19 protein-coding genes, 1 tRNA gene and 1 pseudogene are annotated in these 19,667 nt (G+C 65.3%); 9 read left to right on the forward strand and 12 right to left on the reverse strand.

Annotation, left to right across the window (positions count from 1 at the left end; translation table 11 throughout):
* Position 1 precedes the first annotated feature (1 nt).
* The 3 genes from CJEDD_RS03445 to serC are packed head-to-tail and all read right to left on the reverse strand — an operon-like array spanning position 2 to position 3,012.
* Complete coding sequence (locus CJEDD_RS03445) at positions 2-847, reverse strand: DUF6928 family protein (protein ID WP_273657621.1); 846 nt, start codon at positions 845-847, stop codon at positions 2-4.
* An 18-nt stretch (positions 848-865) separates the two neighbouring features.
* Positions 866-1,849, reverse strand: a complete 984-nt coding sequence (gene sepH / locus CJEDD_RS03450) for a septation protein SepH (protein WP_042407656.1) — start codon at positions 1,847-1,849, stop codon at positions 866-868.
* Between the two features lie 56 nt (positions 1,850-1,905).
* Positions 1,906-3,012, reverse strand: coding sequence for a phosphoserine transaminase (gene serC / locus CJEDD_RS03455; protein WP_042407659.1), 1,107 nt, complete (start codon positions 3,010-3,012; stop codon positions 1,906-1,908).
* A 163-nt stretch (positions 3,013-3,175) separates the two neighbouring features.
* On the opposite strand from serC, the gene CJEDD_RS03460 reads away from it, so the two are divergent.
* From CJEDD_RS03460 to CJEDD_RS03480, 5 genes are all read left to right on the forward strand, one after another.
* Entirely contained in the window at positions 3,176-4,471 is a 1,296-nt protein-coding gene (locus tag CJEDD_RS03460; RefSeq protein ID WP_042407662.1) for a citrate synthase, read from the forward strand.
* 104 nt (positions 4,472-4,575) lie between these two features.
* A complete protein-coding gene (locus CJEDD_RS03465) occupies positions 4,576-4,935 on the forward strand; it encodes an FKBP-type peptidyl-prolyl cis-trans isomerase (RefSeq protein ID WP_042407663.1) in 360 nt (119 codons plus the stop codon).
* Between the two features lie 10 nt (positions 4,936-4,945).
* A complete protein-coding gene (locus CJEDD_RS03470; RefSeq protein WP_042407667.1) occupies positions 4,946-5,773 on the forward strand; it encodes an aldo/keto reductase in 828 nt (275 codons plus the stop codon).
* Positions 5,774-5,956: 183 nt separating this feature from the next.
* A complete protein-coding gene (locus CJEDD_RS03475; protein WP_042407668.1) occupies positions 5,957-6,295 on the forward strand; it encodes a DUF485 domain-containing protein in 339 nt (112 codons plus the stop codon).
* 3 nt (positions 6,296-6,298) lie between these two features.
* On the forward strand, positions 6,299-7,948 hold the full coding sequence (locus CJEDD_RS03480; RefSeq protein ID WP_042407671.1) for a solute symporter family protein: 1,650 nt from the start codon (positions 6,299-6,301) through the stop codon (positions 7,946-7,948).
* Positions 7,949-7,998: 50 nt separating this feature from the next.
* Here CJEDD_RS03480 and CJEDD_RS03485 read toward each other — a convergent pair whose 3' ends face one another.
* The 4 genes from CJEDD_RS03485 to trhA form a co-directional block, all read right to left on the reverse strand.
* The gene (locus tag CJEDD_RS03485; protein WP_273657622.1) at positions 7,999-9,771 is read right to left on the reverse strand and encodes a YPDG domain-containing protein; all 1,773 of its coding nucleotides are present in this window, start codon (positions 9,769-9,771) and stop codon (positions 7,999-8,001) included.
* 111 nt (positions 9,772-9,882) lie between these two features.
* Positions 9,883-10,710 (reverse strand): DUF1906 domain-containing protein, encoded by an 828-nt coding sequence (locus CJEDD_RS03490; RefSeq protein ID WP_415857859.1) that lies wholly within the window; start codon positions 10,708-10,710, stop codon positions 9,883-9,885.
* Between the two features lie 92 nt (positions 10,711-10,802).
* Positions 10,803-11,843: an HNH endonuclease signature motif containing protein gene (locus CJEDD_RS03495; RefSeq protein ID WP_074432570.1), complete on the reverse strand. Its 1,041-nt coding sequence runs from the start codon at positions 11,841-11,843 to the stop codon at positions 10,803-10,805.
* Positions 11,844-11,904: 61 nt separating this feature from the next.
* Positions 11,905-12,597 (reverse strand): PAQR family membrane homeostasis protein TrhA, encoded by a 693-nt coding sequence (trhA, locus tag CJEDD_RS03500; RefSeq protein ID WP_042409019.1) that lies wholly within the window; start codon positions 12,595-12,597, stop codon positions 11,905-11,907.
* Positions 12,598-12,709: 112 nt separating this feature from the next.
* On the opposite strand from trhA, the gene CJEDD_RS03505 reads away from it, so the two are divergent.
* A tRNA-Arg gene (locus tag CJEDD_RS03505) sits at positions 12,710-12,782 on the forward strand.
* A gap of 247 nt (positions 12,783-13,029) precedes the next feature.
* On the opposite strand, the gene CJEDD_RS03510 is transcribed toward CJEDD_RS03505, so the two are convergent.
* From CJEDD_RS03510 to CJEDD_RS03525, 4 genes are all read right to left on the reverse strand, one after another.
* Positions 13,030-13,344 (reverse strand): hypothetical protein, encoded by a 315-nt coding sequence (locus CJEDD_RS03510; RefSeq protein ID WP_042409017.1) that lies wholly within the window; start codon positions 13,342-13,344, stop codon positions 13,030-13,032.
* A 25-nt stretch (positions 13,345-13,369) separates the two neighbouring features.
* Positions 13,370-13,591, reverse strand: a complete 222-nt coding sequence (locus CJEDD_RS03515; protein WP_074432569.1) for a hypothetical protein — start codon at positions 13,589-13,591, stop codon at positions 13,370-13,372.
* Positions 13,592-13,602: 11 nt separating this feature from the next.
* Positions 13,603-14,049, reverse strand: a complete 447-nt coding sequence (locus CJEDD_RS03520) for a hypothetical protein (RefSeq protein ID WP_198133014.1) — start codon at positions 14,047-14,049, stop codon at positions 13,603-13,605.
* A 539-nt stretch (positions 14,050-14,588) separates the two neighbouring features.
* Positions 14,589-15,617: a DUF167 domain-containing protein gene (locus CJEDD_RS03525; RefSeq protein ID WP_052333848.1), complete on the reverse strand. Its 1,029-nt coding sequence runs from the start codon at positions 15,615-15,617 to the stop codon at positions 14,589-14,591.
* A gap of 35 nt (positions 15,618-15,652) precedes the next feature.
* On the opposite strand from CJEDD_RS03525, the gene CJEDD_RS03530 reads away from it, so the two are divergent.
* Both CJEDD_RS03530 and CJEDD_RS03535 read left to right on the forward strand, forming a co-directional pair.
* Positions 15,653-17,038, forward strand: coding sequence for a phytoene desaturase family protein (locus CJEDD_RS03530; protein ID WP_232297757.1), 1,386 nt, complete (start codon positions 15,653-15,655; stop codon positions 17,036-17,038).
* Between the two features lie 148 nt (positions 17,039-17,186).
* Positions 17,187-18,074 (forward strand): hypothetical protein, encoded by an 888-nt coding sequence (locus tag CJEDD_RS03535; protein WP_042409007.1) that lies wholly within the window; start codon positions 17,187-17,189, stop codon positions 18,072-18,074.
* Here CJEDD_RS03535 and CJEDD_RS03540 read toward each other — a convergent pair.
* On the reverse strand, positions 18,071-19,285 hold the full coding sequence (locus tag CJEDD_RS03540) for a site-specific DNA-methyltransferase (RefSeq protein ID WP_273657623.1): 1,215 nt from the start codon (positions 19,283-19,285) through the stop codon (positions 18,071-18,073). The genes CJEDD_RS03535 and CJEDD_RS03540 overlap by 4 nt on opposite strands.
* Positions 19,286-19,426: 141 nt before the next feature.
* On the opposite strand from CJEDD_RS03540, the pseudogene CJEDD_RS03545 reads away from it, so the two are divergent.
* Positions 19,427-19,585, forward strand: a pseudogene (locus tag CJEDD_RS03545) (FAD-dependent oxidoreductase); the annotation flags it as partial.
* Positions 19,586-19,667: the final 82 nt, after the last annotated feature.

The following is a 19,667-nucleotide window of genomic DNA, read 5'->3' on the forward strand; positions in this document are numbered from 1 at the left end:
GCTAACGGTCGAAGTGGCGCACGCGCTGCCGCAGCGCCGCCCAGAACTGCTTCCAGCGCCGACGCGCGTCGCGCCCCACCCGCTTCGCCGCGGCGACGGAGGCGTCGGCGAGCTCGGCGAACTCGTCGCCCTCGCTCTGCACGGGCGCGTCCTCGTAGTCGTCGTACGTCTTGTCCTTCTCGGCAAATTTCGCCGCCACTGCGTCGACGGACTTCACCGCCGGCGGCTTGGGCGCCTCGATCTTCGGCTCGGGGTGCCCGTCGACCGCGTAGCCCACAACGTTGATGTCCGGGCCATCTGCCCCGATGTCCGCGCCGAGCCAGTGCCGCTCCGCCGCGAGCGCGAGGTCTTGCGGCTCGAACGGCAGCGCGATCCCGCCGGCCTGCTCCGCCTTCTCGCCGGCCCAGTAGGGCGCCTCGAACGGCTCCGGCAGGCCGATGTCCTCGATGACGTGGGTGCGCGTCGCGCAGAAGCTGCGCACCACGGTCTCGCCGGTGAAGTGGGCGAACCCGCCGTAGTCGCTGTCTGTCCCGGTCGCCACCGCGAAGACGTCGGCGGCCGGCAGCGCGCCGAGCCACTGGTTTCCGGCGGAGAGGGCGGACGCGTCGTCGACACGCATGCGCACCACCGACACGCCCGGGAAGCCGGCGATGTAGTACTCGTCGCGGCCCGGGGTGGAGGAGCGGTTGAGCGGGAACGAGCCGATCGGCGTGATGGGCCACGCGGGGTTGACCTGCGCGAGCAGCTTGCGCCCGAAGCCGCGGTCCGCCTTCGGCTCGCGCGCGAGGACATCGCCGGGGGTGGCGGTGTTGACGAACCAAAGCGTGACAACCGCTGGGAAACTCATGCGTTCATCCTAAAATGCTCAGCGCTTCGGCCGCTTGGTATTCGTGCGCACGCCGAGCAGCACGTCCTCCCAGTGCGGGGTGACGGCCTTGCGGAGGCGCTGCTGCGGCTGGTCCTCCTCGTCGGGGTGGCGCAGGAAGTCGCCCTCGAGCACGTCCTCCCGCGTATCGACGACCTCCGGATCATCCTGCCCAGCCAGTGCCTCCTCCGGCGCGTCCGTGTCCTGCTGCTGCGGGATCTGCGACACGTGCGACACGTGCGACACGGCCGACAGCGAGCGCACCGGCTGCGCGAAGTCCGGGTCCGTGAGGTCCGCGGCCATGGCGTTGCGGGCCTCCGTCTGCGGCGCGGAGCCCATGGCGCGGCGGAACGACCACAGCGCCTCGTTCTCCGTGAGGCCCGCCTGCCACGTGACGTGGACGACCCAGCTGTCGCCCGGCTCGCGGGTGGCGTCCCAGGTCGCGTCGGCGATGGAGTGGCCGCGGGCCGCGAACGCGGTGGCCAGGATCTCGAAGAGGGTCTGCTTTGCCGGGCCGTCCTCGCGCACGGGGTGGGACTGCTTCGCGGCGTCGGCGACCTGGGCGCGCTCGAGGAGGACGGGGTGCGCGTAGGCGTCGAGGCGGCTTTCCGCAACGCCCATCTCCGCGGCGAGCTCCGCGGCTGACGCGCCCGCGCGGATGCGGGACTGGATCTCGTTCGGCCGCAGCGAGAGGGGGGTGGCGTAGAGCGGGTCCGGCTCGGGGAGGGTGCGCTCGACCGGCGCGGGCGCCGGCGCCGGCTCGGCAGCGGGCTCCTCGGCGTGCTCCGGTTGCTCGGGCACGTAGAGGGTGCTCGTGCCGGCCGGAGGGGCGTCGTCACGCGGTGGCTCGGGCTCGGTGGTGGGCTCGGTGGTGGGCTCGGTGGTGAGCTCGGCGCGGGCCAGCTGGTACCGCATGCCGTTATCGTCGCGGAGGACGAAGAACGTCTCCGTCGACTCCTCCTCCAAGAAGTGCAGCTCGCGCATGGGACACCTTTCCGCGGGACAAATACGCCGTCCAGCTTAACGGACGACGCCCCGCCTCAACGGGTGCCCACACCGGCGGCGAGCAGGTAATCCACCGCGGCGGTGAGGGTGCGCACGTCCTCCGGATCCACGGCGGGGAACATGCCCACGCGCAGCTGGTTGCGCCCGAGCTTGCGGTACGGCTCGACGTCGACGATGCCGTTCGCGCGCAGCGCCGCCGCGAGCGCCGCGGCGTCGACGTGCTCCGCGAAGTCGATCGTGCCCACCACCTGGGAGCGCAGCGCCGGGTCGCTGACGTAGGGCTGCGCCAGCTCGTGGGCGTCCGCCCAGGCGTAGAGCGCGGCCGAGGACGCCGCGGTGCGCGCCACCATCGCGTCGAGCCCGCCGCGCTCGAGCATCCAGCGCAGCTGCTGGTCGAGCAGCACAAGCGTGGCCACGGCCGGCGTGTTCACCGTCTGCCGCTTCCGCGAGTTTTCCACCGCGGCGTGCAGGTCGAGAAACGCCGGGACGAAGCGGCCCGAGGCATGGATGCGCTCGACGCGCTCGAGCGCCGCCGGGCTCATGCAGGCCAGCCACAGGCCGCCGTCGGAGGCGAAGCACTTCTGCGGCGAGAAGTAGTAGGCATCTGCCGCAGCGATGTCGACGGGGAGGCCGCCGGCGCCGGAGGTGGCGTCGATAAGCACGAGCGCCTCCGAGTGCGGCCGGGTGACGGAAACCGCCACCCCGGTCGAGGTCTCGTTGTGCGCCCAGGCGACGGCGTCCGCGTCCGTGTCGGCGAGGTTGGCGGGGGAGGTGGACTCGACGACCTCGGGCGCCGCGAGCCACGGCGCGCGCGAGGTGGCCGCAGCGAACTTCGCGGTGAACTCGCCGTAGGACAGGTGCGCGCAGCGGCGCTCGATGAGGCCGAATGTCGCGGCGTCCCAGAACGCGCTCGCCCCGCCGACGCCGAGGACCACCTCGTAGCCGTCCGGTAGCGCGAACAGCTCGGCGAGGCCCTCCTGGATCCGCCCGACGAGGCGCTTCACCGGCTCCTGCCGGTGCGACGTGCCCAGCGGGCTGTCCGCGAGCGCCGCGACCTGCGCCGGGCGCACCTTCGACGGCCCGCACCCGAAGCGGCCGTCGGCGGGAATGAGGTCTGCAGGAAGCTCTAGCACGCCCCGCATGCTATTGCGTATCGACGCCTTCCGGCACCTTCTGTGGCCTCCCACAGCGCTCGCTGGATATTGTCAGGCGCGTCACAATCTTTGCTACAGTGCGTTACGTAAAAAAGGTTGCCGGAGCGCCCGTGCGACGGTGCCGAAAGATCTACCTTGGAAAGGCAAACCAATGGCTTCTGAGAACCAGGACAAGGCGGTACTCCACTACCCCGGTGGCGAGTACGAAATGGACATTATGCACGCCACCGAGGGCAACGACGGCGTCGTGCTGGGCAAGTTCCTCGGCGAGACCGGGCTGGTCACCTTTGACCCGGGCTACGTCTCCACCGGCTCCACCGAGTCCAAGATCACCTACATCGACGGCGACGCGGGCATCCTGCGCTACCGCGGCTACGACATCGCGGACCTGGCGAACAACGCCACGTTCAACGAGGTGTCGTACCTGCTCATCAACGGCGAGCTGCCGACCACCGACGAGCTGGAGAACTTCAACTCCGAGCTGCGCCACCACACCCTGCTCGACGAGGACTTTAAGGCCGCGTTCAACATCTTCCCGCGCAACGCGCACCCGATGGCCGTGCTCGCCTCCTCGGTGAACATCCTCTCCGCCTACTACCAGGACCAGCTCAACCCGCTCGACGAGGAGCAGCTGGATAAGGCGACCGTCCGCCTCATGGCGAAGGTGCCGATGCTCGCGGCCTACGCGTACCGTGCCTCCCGCGGCAAGCCGTACATGTACCCGGACAACTCGCTCAACCCGCGCGAGAACTTCATGCGCATGATGTTCGGGTACCCGACCGAGGACTACGAGATCGACCCGATCCTCACCGACGCGCTGGACAAGCTGCTCATCCTCCACGCGGACCACGAGCAGAACTGCTCCACCTCGACCGTGCGCATGATCGCCTCGGCGCAGGCGAACATGTTCGTCGCCATCGCCGGCGGCATCAACGCCCTGGCCGGCCCGCTTCACGGCGGCGCGAACCAGGCGGTGCTCGAGATGCTTGAGGACATCAAGAACAACCACGACGGCGACGCCACCGACTTCATGAACCGCGTGAAGAACAAGGAAAAGGGCGTCCGCCTCATGGGCTTCGGCCACCGCGTGTACAAGAACTACGACCCGCGCGCGGCGATTGTGAAGGACACCGCACACGAGGTCCTCAACCACCTCGGCGGCGACGAGCTGCTCGACCTGGCGATGAAGCTCGAGGAAATCGCGCTGAACGACGAGTACTTCATCCAGCGCAAGCTCTACCCGAACGTCGACTTCTACACCGGCCTGATCTACCGCGCCATGGGCTTCCCGACGGACTTCTTCACCGTCCTGTTCGCCATCGGCCGCCTGCCGGGCTGGATCGCGCAGTACCGCGAGCAGCTGGCGATGAACACGAAGATCAACCGCCCGCGCCAGATCTACACCGGCTACACCCAGCGCGACTTCGTCCCGCGCGACCAGCGCTAGCCTGCGGAGCAACCGCCGTGCATTGCTCTTCCCTTATACTTTCGGGAGGAAGTGCTCGGCGGTTTCTTCGTGCAACCGCATAACCTGCAAGGAGTTAACGCGCAATGGAAAAGCCTTTCATCGAGAAGCCGGAGGGCCCGGCGCCGACGGACCTCGTCATCGAGGACATCATCGTCGGCGACGGGGCCGAGGCGGTGCCCGGCGGCTTTGTCAAGGTGGATTACCTCGGGGTGGACTACGAAACCGGCGAGACGTTTGATTCCACCTGGGACCGCGGCGGCCCGGTGGAATTCCCCCTGCCCGGCCTCATCCAGGGCTGGCAGGAAGGCATCCCGGGCATGCGGGTCGGCGGCCGCCGCAAGCTCATCGTCCCGCCGGAGATGGCCTACGGCCCCGCCGGTGGCGGCAGCACGCTGTCCGGCCTCACGCTGATCTTCATCATCGACCTGCTCGACGCGAACTAGGAGGCCCGGCATGCGCGTCCCCGTGACCACGCTCAACGACGGCTACGATTTCCCGCTCCTCGGCCTGGGCACCTACAAGCTCCAGGGCGACGACGTGGAGACGATCGTGCGCTCCGCCATCGAGCTCGGCTACCGCCACATCGACACCGCCTCGCTGTACGGCAACGAGGTCGAGGTGGGCAAGGCGATCAACGACGCCATCAAGGCGGGCGACGTCACCCGCGAAGACCTGTTCGTGACCACGAAGCTGTGGAACGACGACCAGGAGCGCGTCGCCGCCGCCTACCAGGAGTCGCTCGAGCGCCTCGGCCTCGAGTTCGTCGACCTCTACCTCGTGCACTGGCCGTGGCCGCAGCACGGCACCTACGTCCAGGCGTTCGAGCAGATCGCCGAGCTCCAGGGGATGGGGCGCCTGCAGTCGGCGGGCGTCGCCAACTTCTACCCGGAGGTGCTCGACGAGATCATCGAGAAGACCGGGGTGACGCCGGTGCTCAACCAGGTGGAGCTGCACGCCGGCTTCACCCAGCCTGAGCTGCGCGCCTACCACGAGGCGCACGACATCCTCACCGAGGCGTGGGCGCCCATCGCCCGCGGCTCGAACTTCGAGGATCCGGCGATCCGCGCCGTCGCCGACGCGCTCGAGGCTACCCCGGCGCAGGTGTCGCTGGCGTACCTCATGCGCCTCGGCTGCTCGGTGGTGCCGAAGACGTCGAACCCGCAGCGCCTCGTGGAGAACCTCGGCGCGGTGGACATCAAGCTCACCGACGAGGACATCTCGCTTCTCGACGGCGTGACCGGGGAGCGTCTCTCCGGCGACCCCCTCACGTTCCCGGGATAACCGGCGCTTTCGGCCCGTAGCCCGCCCCCTCGCACCCGCGACGGGGCGGGCTTTTCTCGTGAGATATTGCAAACACGGGACGGGGTTGTGTGGGATAGGTTACATTGTGTCCGTTGAGTCGGAGATTCCATATTTCCGGCGAGGCAGCACTAACTTTCCCGTGAATTAGAAAGGATCGAGGCAATGGCAGGATCGACCGCTGTCCCGCAGCGTCACGAGCCAACTCCCGACGAGTTCGTCGCGATGCAGCAAAGCCCCGAATTCCAGGAGCTCAGGAGCACCTTCCGCGGCTTCACCTTCCCGGTGATGATCGCGGCGTTCCTCTGGTACGTCTTCTACGTCATCTTTGCGACGTTCGCCCCCGACACGATGGCGCGCGACTTCCTCGGCCTCAACGTCGGACTGTGGTTGGGCCTCGCCCAGTTCTTCACCACGTTCCTCATCACCTGGGTGTACGTGAAGTGGGCAAACAAGAACATCGAGCCGCGCGCGGCTCACATCCGCGAAGAAATGGAGGGCTAGGCCATGCACGTATTCACGCTCGCGGCGGACGCGCCGGAGGCGACCGGCAACCCGGCGCTCAACATCACCATCTTCGGCGTCTTCATCGTCATCACCCTCTACATCGTCACCCGGGCCGGCAAGACGACGAGCGAGTCCGCAGACTTCTACACCGGAGGTGCGTCGTTTAGCGGCACGCAAAACGGCCTCGCCATCGCCGGCGACTACCTCTCCGCCGCGTCCTTCCTCGGCATCGTCGGCTCCATCGCGCTCAACGGCTATGACGGGTTCCTCTACTCCGTCGGCTTCTTCGTCGCGTGGCTCGTCGCGCTGCTCCTCGTCGCGGAGCCGCTGCGCAACGTGGGGCGCTTCACCATGGCGGACGTGCTGTCGTTCCGCCTGCGCCAGAAGCCGGTGCGCGTCGCCGCCGCTTTCGGCACGCTGTTCGTCTCGCTTTTCTACCTCATCGCGCAGATGGCGGGCGCCGGTTCGCTCGTGTCCGTGCTGCTTAACCTGCACTCCTACACCGCGCAGGCCGTCTGCGTGGGCATCGTCGGCGTCATCATGATCATCTACGTTCTCGTCGGCGGCATGAAGGGTACGACGTACGTGCAGATGATTAAGGCGGTGCTGCTCATCACCGGCGTGGCCATCATGACCGTGCTCGCGTTCGTCATGGCGAAGGGCGGCCTGAACGCGGTGTTCGACCGCGCGATCGATATGCACGCCGCCTCCAACTACATGGCGGAGCACGGCTACCAGGCCGAGGACATCCTCAAGCCGGGCCTGAAGTACGGCAAGACCACGACCTCGAAGCTCGACTTCATCTCGCTCGGCCTCTCGCTCGTGCTCGGCACCGCGGGCCTGCCGCACGTGCTCATGCGCTTCTACACGGTGCCCACCGCCAAGGAGGCGCGCAAGTCCGTGACCTGGGCGATCGTGCTCATCGGCTCGTTCTACCTGCTCACCCTCGTGCTGGGCTACGCCGCGTCCGCGTTCGTCGGGCCGGACCGCATCCTCTCCGCGCCGGGCGGTGCGAACTCGGCGGCGCCGCTGCTCGCGTTCGAGCTCGGCGGCTCCATCTTCATGGCGCTCATCTCCGCGGTGGCGTTCGCGACCGTGCTCGCCGTGGTCGCTGGCCTGGCCATCACCGCCTCCGCGTCCATCGCCCACGACATCTACGACGCCGTGCTTCGCGACGGCCAGTCCACCGAAGAAGAGCAAGTCCGCGTCTCGCGCATCACCGTGGTGGTGCTCGGCATCGTCTCCATCATCCTTGGCATCCTGGCGATGCAGCAGAACGTCGCGTTCCTCGTCTCCCTGGCGTTCGCCATCGCGGCGTCCGCGAACCTGCCGACCATCCTGTACTCCCTGTACTGGAAGCGCTTCAACACCACCGGCGCCGTCGCGTCGATCTACACCGGTCTCATCTCCGCGCTGGTGCTGATCATCCTGTCCCCGGCGGTCTCCGGCAGCGCGAGCTCGATGTTCCCGAACGCGGACTGGTCGATCTTCCCGCTGTCCAGCCCGGGCCTCGTGTCCATCCCGCTCGGCTTCCTGGCCGGCATCGTCGGCACCTACCTGGGCAAGCCGGATAACTTCGACAAGCTCCAGGCCGAGATGGAGGTCCGCTCGCTGACCGGTGTCGGCGTCGAGGCCCCCGTCCAGCACTAGACCAACCGAAAAGGGCCCGACCGCGTGCGGCCGGGCCCTTTTTCGTACGCCTAGAAGAACGGGATGTAGCCGCCGAGGAGGCCGAGCATGCCGAGCGTGAGCGCGAGGCCGGCGAGGACGCCGGCGGCGATGGCGCCCGGGTTGCCCGGGTTGCCCGGGTCGCTCGGGGTCGGGGCGGGCGCCGGCGCGGTGGTCGTCGCCGCGCCCGTCGTGCGCACGTCGAGCTCGTAGGTGTGCGTGGAGCCGTCGCTTAGCGACGCCACCACAGGCACCTTCACCGCCTCACCCGCGGAGCGGGGCGCGCGGACGGTGACCCTGCCCGTGGTGCGGTTCACGGTGGCGCGCCAGCCGTCCGGCACCTGGCCGACCTGGAACGTGGTGCCGCGCGGCACCACGCCGGCCGGGGTGACGTTGACCGACCCGCCCGGGGCGACGGTGGCGGCGGGGTAGGAAAGCGATGCGGCGTCGAGACGCGGGGCGACCGTCGTGTCGAAGGTGCGGTTCACCGACGAGCCGTCCGCGAACAGGATCGCGGCGTTGATGCGCAGCACGCTGCCCGGCGCCATGCCCTGCGCGGCGGTGATGCGGATGCCGGTGTCGCCGTCGCGGGCGATGGTCCAGCCGCCGCGGGTTTCTTCGGTGACGAACACGCGGGCGCCGGCCGGCAGGCCCTTCGGCGTCACGACGATCGACTCGCCCGCCTTGATCGTCGCGTTGTCGATGCTCACGTTCGCGGTCTCGGACGCCGGGCGCCGCGGGGTGGTCGTGGCGGTCGGCTGCGCGGTGGTGGTCGGCTGCGCGGTGGTGGTCGTGGCGGCAGGGACGTGGACCGACGCCGGGACCGTGCGCCGGGTGCCGTCCGGGAAGACCACGGTGACGTCGAGCTTGAGCGCGTACCCTGGCTTCGCGTCGGCCGGGGCGGTGTAGGTGATCGCACCGGTCACTTCGTCGGTGCGCAGCGTCCAGCCGTTGTACTTCTGGTTCGGGCCGTAGACGCGGGAGCCGTCGGGCAGGGTGCCGTTGAGGTACACCGTGACCTGGCTGCCGGCGGGGACCGGTGTGTCCGCGTAGGAGAGCGCGCCCGGCGCCGGCTGCGGGGTCGTCGGCTGCGTCGGGGTCGACGGCTTCGTGGTAGCCGTCGGCGCGGTGGTGGCGGCTGCGGTGGTGGTCGCCGCAGCCTGCCCCACGGTCACGCGGGAGGTGTACTGCTTCGTGGAGCCGTCCGGGAACGCGGCCCCGAGCGTGAGCGCGATGCCGGCGCCGGCGCGCGCGCCTGCGGGGGCGGTGACGGTGACGTTGCCGGAGGACCGGTCGGCGTCGATACGCCACCCGCCCGAACCCGCCGGCGCCGCGAGCTGGGTGCCCTCGGGGAGCTGCACGCTCGGGCGCAGCGTCACGGAGCCGCCGGGGGCGACGGTCGCGTCACCCCAGCTGAGCTGGAGCGAATCGGCGAGCGAGACGGCCGGGCGGACGACGCGGACCGTGAACGGCGCGTAGTCGACGGTGCCGTCCGGGTAGGTGACGGTGACGTAGTTCTGCACGTACGCCCCCGGGTACTGGCCGAGCGGGCGCGCGGTGACGGTGCCGCGGTCGTCGACGGAGAGGTCCCAGCCGGCGCCGGCGGCCGCGACCGCGAAGGTGGTGCCCGCCGGGTACGAGCCGTTGAGGGTGAGGCGCGCCTCGGCGCCCGGTGCGGTTTCGGCGCTGGCGTAGGTGGGGTTGTAGACATGCGACATCCAGTCGGCGGCGTGGGCGGCTGGGGCGACGGTCGCGGTGGTGAGCGCCGCGGCGGTGAGCAGCGCGAGGGAGCGGGTGCGGTTCATGGTTCCTCGAGATTTCGATAGACGGATTAAAACGGACGCAGCATATTCTAAAGAAATGCCAAGCGTCCGTTCAATTTTTCTCAGGAACCGCGCGTTTGCTTGACGACGCAGCTATCGCCCCAGCCACCGACTCGACGAGAGCTGGCTGCTCCCGCTGAGCAACGTCGCCCAGTCACCGGGCGTCATGTTCGCGGTGGTGGTGCCGAGGCCCGGCGTCCATTGGCCCCAGTCGGCGGTGTAGACGTTGTTGGTGTCCACCTGCACGCCCTCGATGCTGCCCTGCTTGCCGGCGACCTGGTGGAGGTTGGCACGGGAGTGGATCTGGCCGCGGGAACCCCAGTCGTGCTGCCAGAAGTAGCTGCCGATGCCGTCCTCCAGGCACCACGCGATGGTGTAGTAGTTGCCGTACACGCCGAGCTGGTAGCCGGCGGCGTTGAGGGCGACGCCCATCGCTTTGAGGTACGGGTTGATCAGCGAGTTGAACTGGTCGAGCGTGGGGTTGTCGTCGATGGCGACGTAGATCGGCCGCCCCGTCGGCCCGCCCGCGGCGGCGTGGAGCGCGATCGCCTGCGGGGCGTGGGTGGCTGCGCCGACCGCGCCCCGGCGCCAATCCGAGGTCTCGCCCTTGCCGAACTGGTACACCGAGGCGACGGCGAGCCCGTTCGCCTTGTAGTCCTGGGTCTCGGCGAGGGTGACGGGCTTGCCCTTCATCCACTCGGCGCCCGGGCGGCGCTCGGAAACGTAGCGCACCGCACCGAGGTGGCCGGCGGCCTTGACGGCGCGCGCGGACGGGACGGCGGCGGAGTAGTCGATCACCGTGCCGAGCACGGGGCGGGCTTGTGCGCGGGCGGCGGGGGAGAACGCGAGGGACGCGGCGCTCGCGGTGGCGGCGGCCGCGGCGGCGGATTTCATGAACGTGCGGCGGTCAAAGGTATTCACACGCGTAACAGTAGCCCCAAACCGCCGCCCGCGCGATCGCGGGCGCGCCGAATTGCCCGCCCTGTTGGGGCGGGTTTGGGGTGTGGTGGGGGTTAGTCGAAGAGCAGCTCCATGGCGCCGGGGGTGGTCATGGGCACTTCGGCCCCGTTCGGGGCGATCCAGCGGATGCGCCCGCCGCGGGTATCAATGTGGCCGCGCCACGCGCGCTCCCGGTCATCATCGTTGGCCCCGTTGTGGTGGGGGCACAGTTGCACGAGGTTGTTCATGTTGGTCATGCCCCCGTGTTTCCACGCCCGCATGTGGTGGGTTTGGCACGACTCCGCGGCGTGGCGGCAGTCCGGGAACGCGCACGCGGGGCTGACCAACTTCGACAGGGTGCGCTGCTTGCCGTTGGCGAGCCGGCTCGTGCGGTAGAGGTTCACCGCCCCTGCCTGCGGGTGGAACGCCGCGACCTCGAGTGTGGCCCCGTACTCCTGCTGCAGAAACTCCGCCCCGCTCATCGTCGTGCCGTCCGTGAGCGTCAGCGTGATGTCGTCCCCGGTGCCGGAGGTGATGCGCAGGTAGTCCGGGATGGGCACGAGCACGATGGGTCGGGGTGCGGCGTGGGGGACGGCAGCCCCGTCGTGCAACAAGGCGTGGAGGGCGTGGGCGAGATCCGCGGCACCGGGGATGTCGGATTCGGCCATCTTACGTAGGAGGTGTTCGAGGTCGGCGATGTCGCGCTCGTTGTAGGTCCAGATCATGGTGCGCATCCCGGCGACGGACTTACCAAAGCGGCAGGCGGGTTGCGGTGCGCGCACCGGGACCTTCACCAACCGGGTGATGCGCTTGGACAGGGCGCGATACGAGCCGCGGTGGCGCACGAGGTCGAGGCGGATGCGCCACCGTTCCGCAGCATCCGCCACCACACGCAGCTTCTTCTCAATCAGCACCAACTGGTCGAGCGGCATCCCCGCCGCAAACACAAGCGCATCAGCCTGTTTGCGGGTGAACTTCGTCGGCCCGTAGTAGGCCTCCCACACCCGCCCCAGGTCGCGCACCCGGGTCGTCGACAGGCCGGCGGCCAGGGCGGCGTCGCGGGAGAAACCGGCGAGCACCTCGACACCGGCTTCGCAGAATTCGTTAAACATCATGCGGATCACGCTAACCGCACAACAAACGCACTGTAAACACTTTGCACACTAAAGTGCGCACCTACACGACCACCATCCACACCGCGACGAGGAGGCACACCGCGGCGACCACCGTCGCGGTATGGAAGTGCTCGTGGTAGCCGTAGTAGCGGGCCGAACGCCCCGGCCACTTGAACCCATACGCCAGGGCGCCGAGCGTGTACACGACGCCGCCGGCGGCGAGCAGCCACACGACGGCGGGCCCGGCGGCGCGCCACAGCGTCGGCAGCAGCGGCACGATCAGCCACCCGAGGGCGACGTACACGGCGACGTCGAGCCACCGCGGGTGGTCAATCCAGGCGAGGTTGAGCGCCGCGCCGCCGATCCCGCCCGCCCACGCAACGGCCAGCATGGTTGCCGCGGTGCGCGGCTCGAACACGATGAGGCACAGCGGGGTGTACGTCGCGGCGATGAAGACGGCGATGGTCGCGTGGTCGGCGCGCCGCCACCACTGCACGGTGGCGGCGGAGCGCCACGGCCACAGGTGGTACGCGGCGGACACCCCGAAGAGCAGCACCACGCCGACGCCGTACACCGTCACGCCGAGCGCCTGGAGCCACGGCAGCGTCATCCACGCGAACGTGATCAGCACCGCCGAGGACATCGCGGACAGCAGCGCGGCGACGAGGTGACACCAGCCGCGCACGGCGGGGCGCTCGCCGCGGTCCGCGACCACGACGGTGCGCTCGATTTGGCCTTCTTGCAGGGTTGTCATGGGCGCCTCCCGTCGGATGTCGGCAACCCTACTCCACCGTAAGTTATTCGCGCCAGGCCCGCGGGAGCGCGGTTTCCGGGTTGGGCGGGCGCTGCGGTACCCTAACGCCATTGCCCTAGTAGCTCAGTGGATAGAGCACTTCTCTCCTAAAGAAGGTGTCGGAGGTTCGATTCCTCTCTGGGGCGCTCTTGAACGGGGGGTCGGTTAACTTTTCCGTTCAATTCAGGAAACTCCTTCCAGGTTAAACCCGGTTTTCAACATTGGGTGGCTTTTGGAGAGACTATCCCCGGGAGGACGAAAACCGGCCGGTTTTTCAGCCTCAAAGGGCTTTGCCGGCCGGTTTTTTGTGTCAAAACCAGTGCTTTCCACGACCTGTAGGCCACTCGGCGTGAAGGCCTCGAAAAACGAGGTCTTCGCCGGTGGCCTTGTGGCTTATGCAGCCTTTGGTGGTGCGTTGTCGCCCAACTGCCATTGCTCAATGTCGTCCGAGCTGGGCTTGCGGCCGCCCCGCGGCGGAGGCGGAGTCGGCTTCTGGCTCGTGTGCGGGCGCGACCAGGCGGCAGCGTCGAGCATGGCGAGGTTCACCCCTACTGTGGCCATGGCCATGCACAGCATTTGTGCCGCCCAACCGCGCATAAGACGGCTCGTCACGTCTCCGGCACTCTGGTAAGAACCGTTTTTGAGCATGGCGTTGCGCGACTCAATGGTGTTGCGGCGGCCGTACTCCTTGCGCCACTCCGCAGTCATAAAAGCAGGGTAGCCTCACACGGTTTTATGCGTCAGATTTATTTTTGGCAATCAGGAACCATACGGTCCCTACAAGAAGCGCCACAATCGTAAATCCAATGCCGATATCTTTTGATTTCTCTAGGGCCACATTGGCGTAACTGGCTTCAGAGAATAGTGGAGCTACGATCAGGCAGTAGACCCATATCCCAGCGATGAGGTAGGCAAATGATGTAGCGATTTTTTTCGGGTTGCGAAAATTGGACATCTTTCCCCTCACTAACATGCAGAATCAAAGTTGATATTATCTTCTGCCCATGCTGCACCGAGACCGCAAGCTCCCGCTGCAACACCTCCAGTCCCTGCACCAAGCGCTCCGCATACTCCAGTAGCCCCTACACGGTATGTCCACTTGCCTACCGCAGCTTTGGTGCAAGCATCACGGGATGAAAGACCTGTTTCAGCAAGAATAAGCATATCTTCGTATTGAATAAAACTTGCAGATAGCTCGTTGCCGTCAGCGTCATAGATCTGTGGTGCAGTAAATGAACCTACGACATCGCCGTCTTTATTGACCAGGTCAGCGATTTGTCCATCACCGCTGATCTCAATTCTGTCGCCAGGTTGCAGCTCTATGTGTCGGCCTTGGACACCCGGCTGATCAACAGGCAAGGTTGATCGAGTCAGCCCATCAGCGCCTTGTAGGACGAAAGAATTATCGCCCACCTGACTTACTGCATAGTCCCCCTCTTGTGCGTCCGCTGACGCAGCTGGCGCAAACGCTAGCCCCACTCCCATCAGAGCTGCCCCTGCAACCTTTCCGAAAGTTCTCTTACGGATCATCGTTTCCTCCAATCTTTGGGGTGAACCTTCGCCTTTCTATTATTGTGCGCACCGACTACATCTCAACCTCGACAGTGCAGTGTCACTCGATAATTATCCAACTTAGATAGGACTGTTATAGAACCCGGACAACAATCCCACCATTAATTTTGTTAGCTTCTCGGCTGTCTTGCGAACCATAAGTAAATGCTCCCGTGCTAGCGCACGGGGAACCGTATATTGCTTACAGTCTGTCCAGTTTCTTGGCCCGCCCGCGTGGCAGAATGATTCCCGCGCGAAGGTCGGTAGGGGTTTCGCTTCGAGACTCGCGGCGGTTTCCGGGACGGGGTCGTTGCGGGGTGGTAAGGAAGCGGCGGAAAACGTGTAAGCGGCGGCGGAGCTAAAGGTTGGGGAGTTTGCTGAATGTCCCTTCGCTGCAACGCCTAGCGGTTATACGGTGGGGAAACCCAGGTAAACGGCTGATCCAGCAGCGTGGTTCCCAGCTCCGATGGCGCAAGCTCGAACGCCGGGCCGTTTTCGGGTGTGAGCTCGAGCTTCTCCCCGTTGGCCCGCCAATCGAACTCGAGCGTGTCTTCGATGGGGCCGCGCGGGGCGGCGTTGACGCGGTCGTCGGTCATCGGGGCTGTCAGCTGGATTGTCACGCGGTCTCCGTGGAGGGTGTAGAAGCCCAGTTGGTGGTCGCCGGAGGCACGTCGCAAAGCGAAAAGCCCGTGGAACTCGCCCTCCGGAGTCTCACCCTCGACGCGGTAGAAGTTGCCGGCCTCGAAGCCGTCGAAGGAACCGAATGCTACCGATTCCCAGCGGTGATCCGCCGCCAGGTCCTCCGCGGGTTCGATGTTGCCACCGGCGACTGCGTACACGCCGGACAACTCGGTGCCGTCGCGGTCGAGTGCGCGCGGAATGCCGGTGGCCATCGCGAACCCGCCGGCACCAAGCGCGACCACCGTGGCCAGGGCAGGGAAGAAGCGGGTCACGCGGTGGATTTTCTCGTTCGTGATCGCGCGGGGCGGTTGCACTGCCTCGGTCGCCCGGCCAGCGATGAACCGGAAGAGGCGAGGCAGCCACGGCGCCAACACCAGCAGATACAGCAGCGCCTGGAACGCGGATGGGATTTTGACGGGCACGTCGAAGGTCATGTTCAAAAGCCAGACGATGGCGAGGTCGATGAACCCGATCAGGCCGCCGAGCCACGCGGTGCGCCGCCACAGCACGAGCACGGCGGCGACAATTTCGGCCAGTCCGGCGAGGAACTGCACGACCGGGGAGAACCCCATGAAGGTCCACAGCAGCCCCATCGGCGACTTCTCGCCGAGGGTGATCAGCAGCTCCGGGTAGTCGGGCCGAGCCATTTGCATGAGCCCGAGTTTGGCCAGCGCGTACGGCATGAGCAGAGCAAAAGCCGCCATCCGCACGACCCAGTGCAGCATCCAACCGATTTGCTTCGCGTTCATGCGCCGCAGTTTAGCGGGTGTGTTTAGATGGGCCGGTGAGACCATCCGCAGTGATCGTGGGCGCCGGGCCGAACGGGCTGACGGCGGCCGCGCGCCTCGCCACCAGCAGGTGGCGGGTGGAGGTGCGCGAGCGCGCCAGCGAATTCGGGGGCGCGGCTTCAACGCAGATGCTTGACGACGTTTTACTGCGCGATCTCGGAGCCGCCTGCCACCCCTTCGGTGCCGCGAGCCCCGCGTTCCGCGCGCTGCGCCTGGAGGACTACGGGGTGCGGTGGCTGCGCGCGCCGTACGAGATGGCGCATCCGCTCGACGGTGGCGCGGCGGTGCTGGCGGGATCGTTGGGGCAGACCGCTGCGGGTCTCGGCCCGGACGAGGGGGCGTGGCTGCGGCTGCACCGGCCGGTGGTGGAGCGTGTCGACGACATCCTCACCGGCGTCCTTGCCCCCATGCCGCACTGGCCGAAGCACCCGGTCGCCTTGGCGCGGTTCGGCACCCGCGGTGTGTTGCCTGCGACGACGCTCGGGCGCGCCGCCTTCCGCACCGAGGAGGCATGCGCACTCTTTGCGGGCAGCGCGACGCATGCGATCACGTCGCCTTCGCAACCGTTCACCGGGGCGTTCGGGTTGCTCTTCGGAGCACTCGGTATGACACGCGGGTGGCCCGTCGCCGAGGGAGGATCGGGTGCGATCAGCGCCGCCTTGCGGAGGATAGTGGAGGAACACGGCGGGGTCGTGCGCTGCGGCGATGAGGTCACGACGCTTCCCGAGGCGGATGCCGTGATCCTCAACCTCACGCCTCAGCAGGCACTGCATATCGACGGCGCCGGCCTACCGACCCGCCGGAAGAGATCCATGCGCCGCTGGCGCTACGGCCCCGGCGTGCACAAAGTGGACTTCGTCCTCGACGCCCCGGTGCCGTGGGCAGATCCCAGGGTGGGGCAGGCGGCGACGGTTCACGTCGGCGGCACTGTGGAAGAGATTGTCCGCGCCGAGAAGGACGTGGCTCGGGGAGTGCTGCCGCAGCGGCCGTTCGTGATGGTGAGCCAGCAGTACGCCGCCGACCCGTCGCGTGGCCTGGTGTTGTGGACGTACGCGCACGTGCCGCACGGCTACCGCGAGCGCCACCCGGGCGAGGTCGCGGAAAGGATCACGCAGCAGATCGAGCGGTTCGCGCCCGGGTTCAGCAACGTGGTGCGAAATGCGGTCACCACTTCGCCGCGGGCGCTCGAGGAGTGGAACCCGAATTTGGTCGGCGGCGACATCGCGGGTGGGGCAATGGACGGTGCGCAGCTGCTGTTGCGCCAGCCCCACCGGCTGCGCAAAGGGGTGTACATGGCGTCGTCGTCGACGGCACCGGGCGCAGGTGTGCACGGTATGCCCGGGTGGTGGGCCGCGGAGGCCGCGCTGCGGGACTTCGCTTAAGAAACGGTCCACCGGCGAGACCGCTCGCGTGCCATGTTGTCGATTTCAAGGAGAACGAAGTGGCGACATCCGTTCTCCAGAAGCGGCGAACGCTTCATACTATAATGTCTCGATAACCATAGAAGTTAAGGCTGGAAAGGTATAGAGGTTGAAAAAGCTTCGAGAGTATGGCGATGATTACAAGACTCAAATCACTTTCGTGGACTCGCCTTACTATCCGGATTACATGGATGGTGTAGAGGTTGTGTATAAGGAAGCATTTGATCGGTTTCATGAACTAGTCATAACCTGTGATTCTTCGGCAGACCTACTTCGGCAGATAGTTAAGGCTCCCAAAGAAAAGCGCAGTAACCTCCTCAAACTTTTCCGCCGGCTAGTGTCTCCGGACACGTCCGTCGAGATGCTCAAACGGGTTCGAGATGTGGAAGAAATTATTTCCAACTACGGTTATCGTTTTCGGAATATCGATGTAGTAGAGGCAAAATACGCCGCATACTCGGACAATCTGGAAGCGTTTGAACTACCGCTGATGGCCGTCCTGTTCGAGACTCAAAATCGTGGACAAAGCGGGTATGAGTTGACCGACTTCTTTTTCGAATGGTTCGAGAACAATTTGGCTGAGGACTTCACGATCGATGGACCTCGGGGAGCGGGCAAAGATATCGAGTTGGCAGATATTCTTCCGGGCTTTGATCCTGGCACGCCCACAGATTTTGTCATACGTTCACGGACAGCAGGGGACGTCGTAGCGATCGGGTACGCCCGCTACGACAGTGATAGGGGTGGGTCTCAAGAGGATGATCGTATTAGCGGGAACCGAGATAAAATCACCAAACTCTCCAAATACCGAGCAGAACATCCAGATAAGAAAATCAAAATCATTTTCTTGAACGACGGCCCTGGTTTCGTGCTGGGTTCCATGTTCCGCGATTATGTTCAACTTGAAGATGTGTATGGGCCGGATTTCACAATGGTTACAACGTTAAAGATGCTGGACGAGCGACTAACTAAGGACTGGTTGTTGAGTGACAGCTAGTCACTCAACTCCTTAATCCAGAAGTCTTTCGCTCTTCTTTCCCCCAGATCTAAGGCGGTCTGAGCTGCAGCAGTTTTGGGGCGAAAATCGCCCATTTTAGCTGATCCGAGTTCGAATCGGTCCTCTATTGTCTTGATTGCGAGCGAAGAGTTGTCGATGCCTATCCACCGGCGTCCAAGACTTGCAGATGCTTCCAGAGTCGTTCCGCTGCCCGCAAAAGCATCCAGGACAAGATCACCTTCGTCCGAAGAAGCGCGAATCACAGTTTTGAGAAGGTCCAAATTCTTTTCCGTGGGGTACCCGGTGATTTTGATGTTCTGGTTGTGTGCGTCCTTGTACTCGAGCCAGATGTTTTGCATCGCAACGCCGGGGGCACTGTCGAGATAGATTTTCCTGCGGGGATTGCCGGTCGGCGACCAATAAATTTCGCCTTTCGCATCCATTTCATCGAGCCGCTCGGGAGTGTACTGCCAGTGCTTTCCAGGGGGTGGCAGCATTCCCCGCCACTCTCTGCCGGTGGCACCGTTTCGAACACCAGGGGCGTGGATCGGAACTTTCTTAAATCGCCTGCCCGTTTTTTCTTCTATATAGGGATACTCCTTGTTTCCCGCCTCTTCTGTCCAGGGGGTGTGCTGCAAGTTGAATTTCATTGACTTGGACTTGGAGTAAAAGAGCAAGTAATCGGATACGTTGCCGAACTGCTTCTTTGAAAAATTCTTTGGGTTTGATTTTTTTCGAGTGATGAAGCTTCGAAAGTTCTTAGGTCCGAATATCTCATCCATGATGAGCTTGGTCTCGAATATCATCTTCGAATCCAGGTGCACGTAGATGGCACCGTCGTTTGAAAGTAGTTCCCGCATCAAGATCAATCGCTGTCGCAAAAATTCCAGAAAGTCCGCCCCGTCGATTGTGTCCTCGTAAGCAAACTCCAGGTTGCGGTTGCTGAACCGGCTGTTGGTTGCGTAGGGAGGGTCAATGTAGATCATCTGGGTTTGACCTGCCAAACGGTCGTCGGCGGCCAAACCTTCGAGAATGTCGAGGTTGTCGCCGAAGTACAGTGTGTTGTCGGTCGGGTGATCGGGTTGGTGTAGCACCCGGAATGATTTTGGTCGCACTCGTGAAAGGATTTCCGCCTGGGAAATCTTTCCTTTGTAAGAGATTTCAAACTCAGTATTAGATCTTGCTGCTCCTGCGGGAACTCCGACAGCCATTTCGCCCCTTCCTTGACTAGCGGACACTGTTTGCGCGCTCAGATCAAGCGCTCAACTCAATTAGTATCAGCAGGCGCGACGCCACTTGCAAAATGATCGAATGAAATTTCGAATGGTTGGCTGGAGATAGTTTCCACTCAAGGGGACGTGGCCCAAGGGGGTGCGCAGCTGCTGTTGCGCCAGCCCCACCGGCTGCGGAAAGGGCTGTACATGGCGTCGTCGTCGACGGCACCGGGCGCAGGTGTGCACGGTATGCCCGGGTGGTGGGCCGCAGAGGCCGCGCTGCGGGACTTCGCTTAAAGAACCTACTTCCCCGTAGGTTCGAAACGGTCTAAGGTGAGTGCCATTCCGACGATGAAGCGGGGGTGAACCGTGACGGCAA

Origin of the sequence: Corynebacterium jeddahense, assembly GCF_028609865.1 — a bacterium.
Taxonomy (GTDB): domain Bacteria; phylum Actinomycetota; class Actinomycetes; order Mycobacteriales; family Mycobacteriaceae; genus Corynebacterium; species Corynebacterium jeddahense.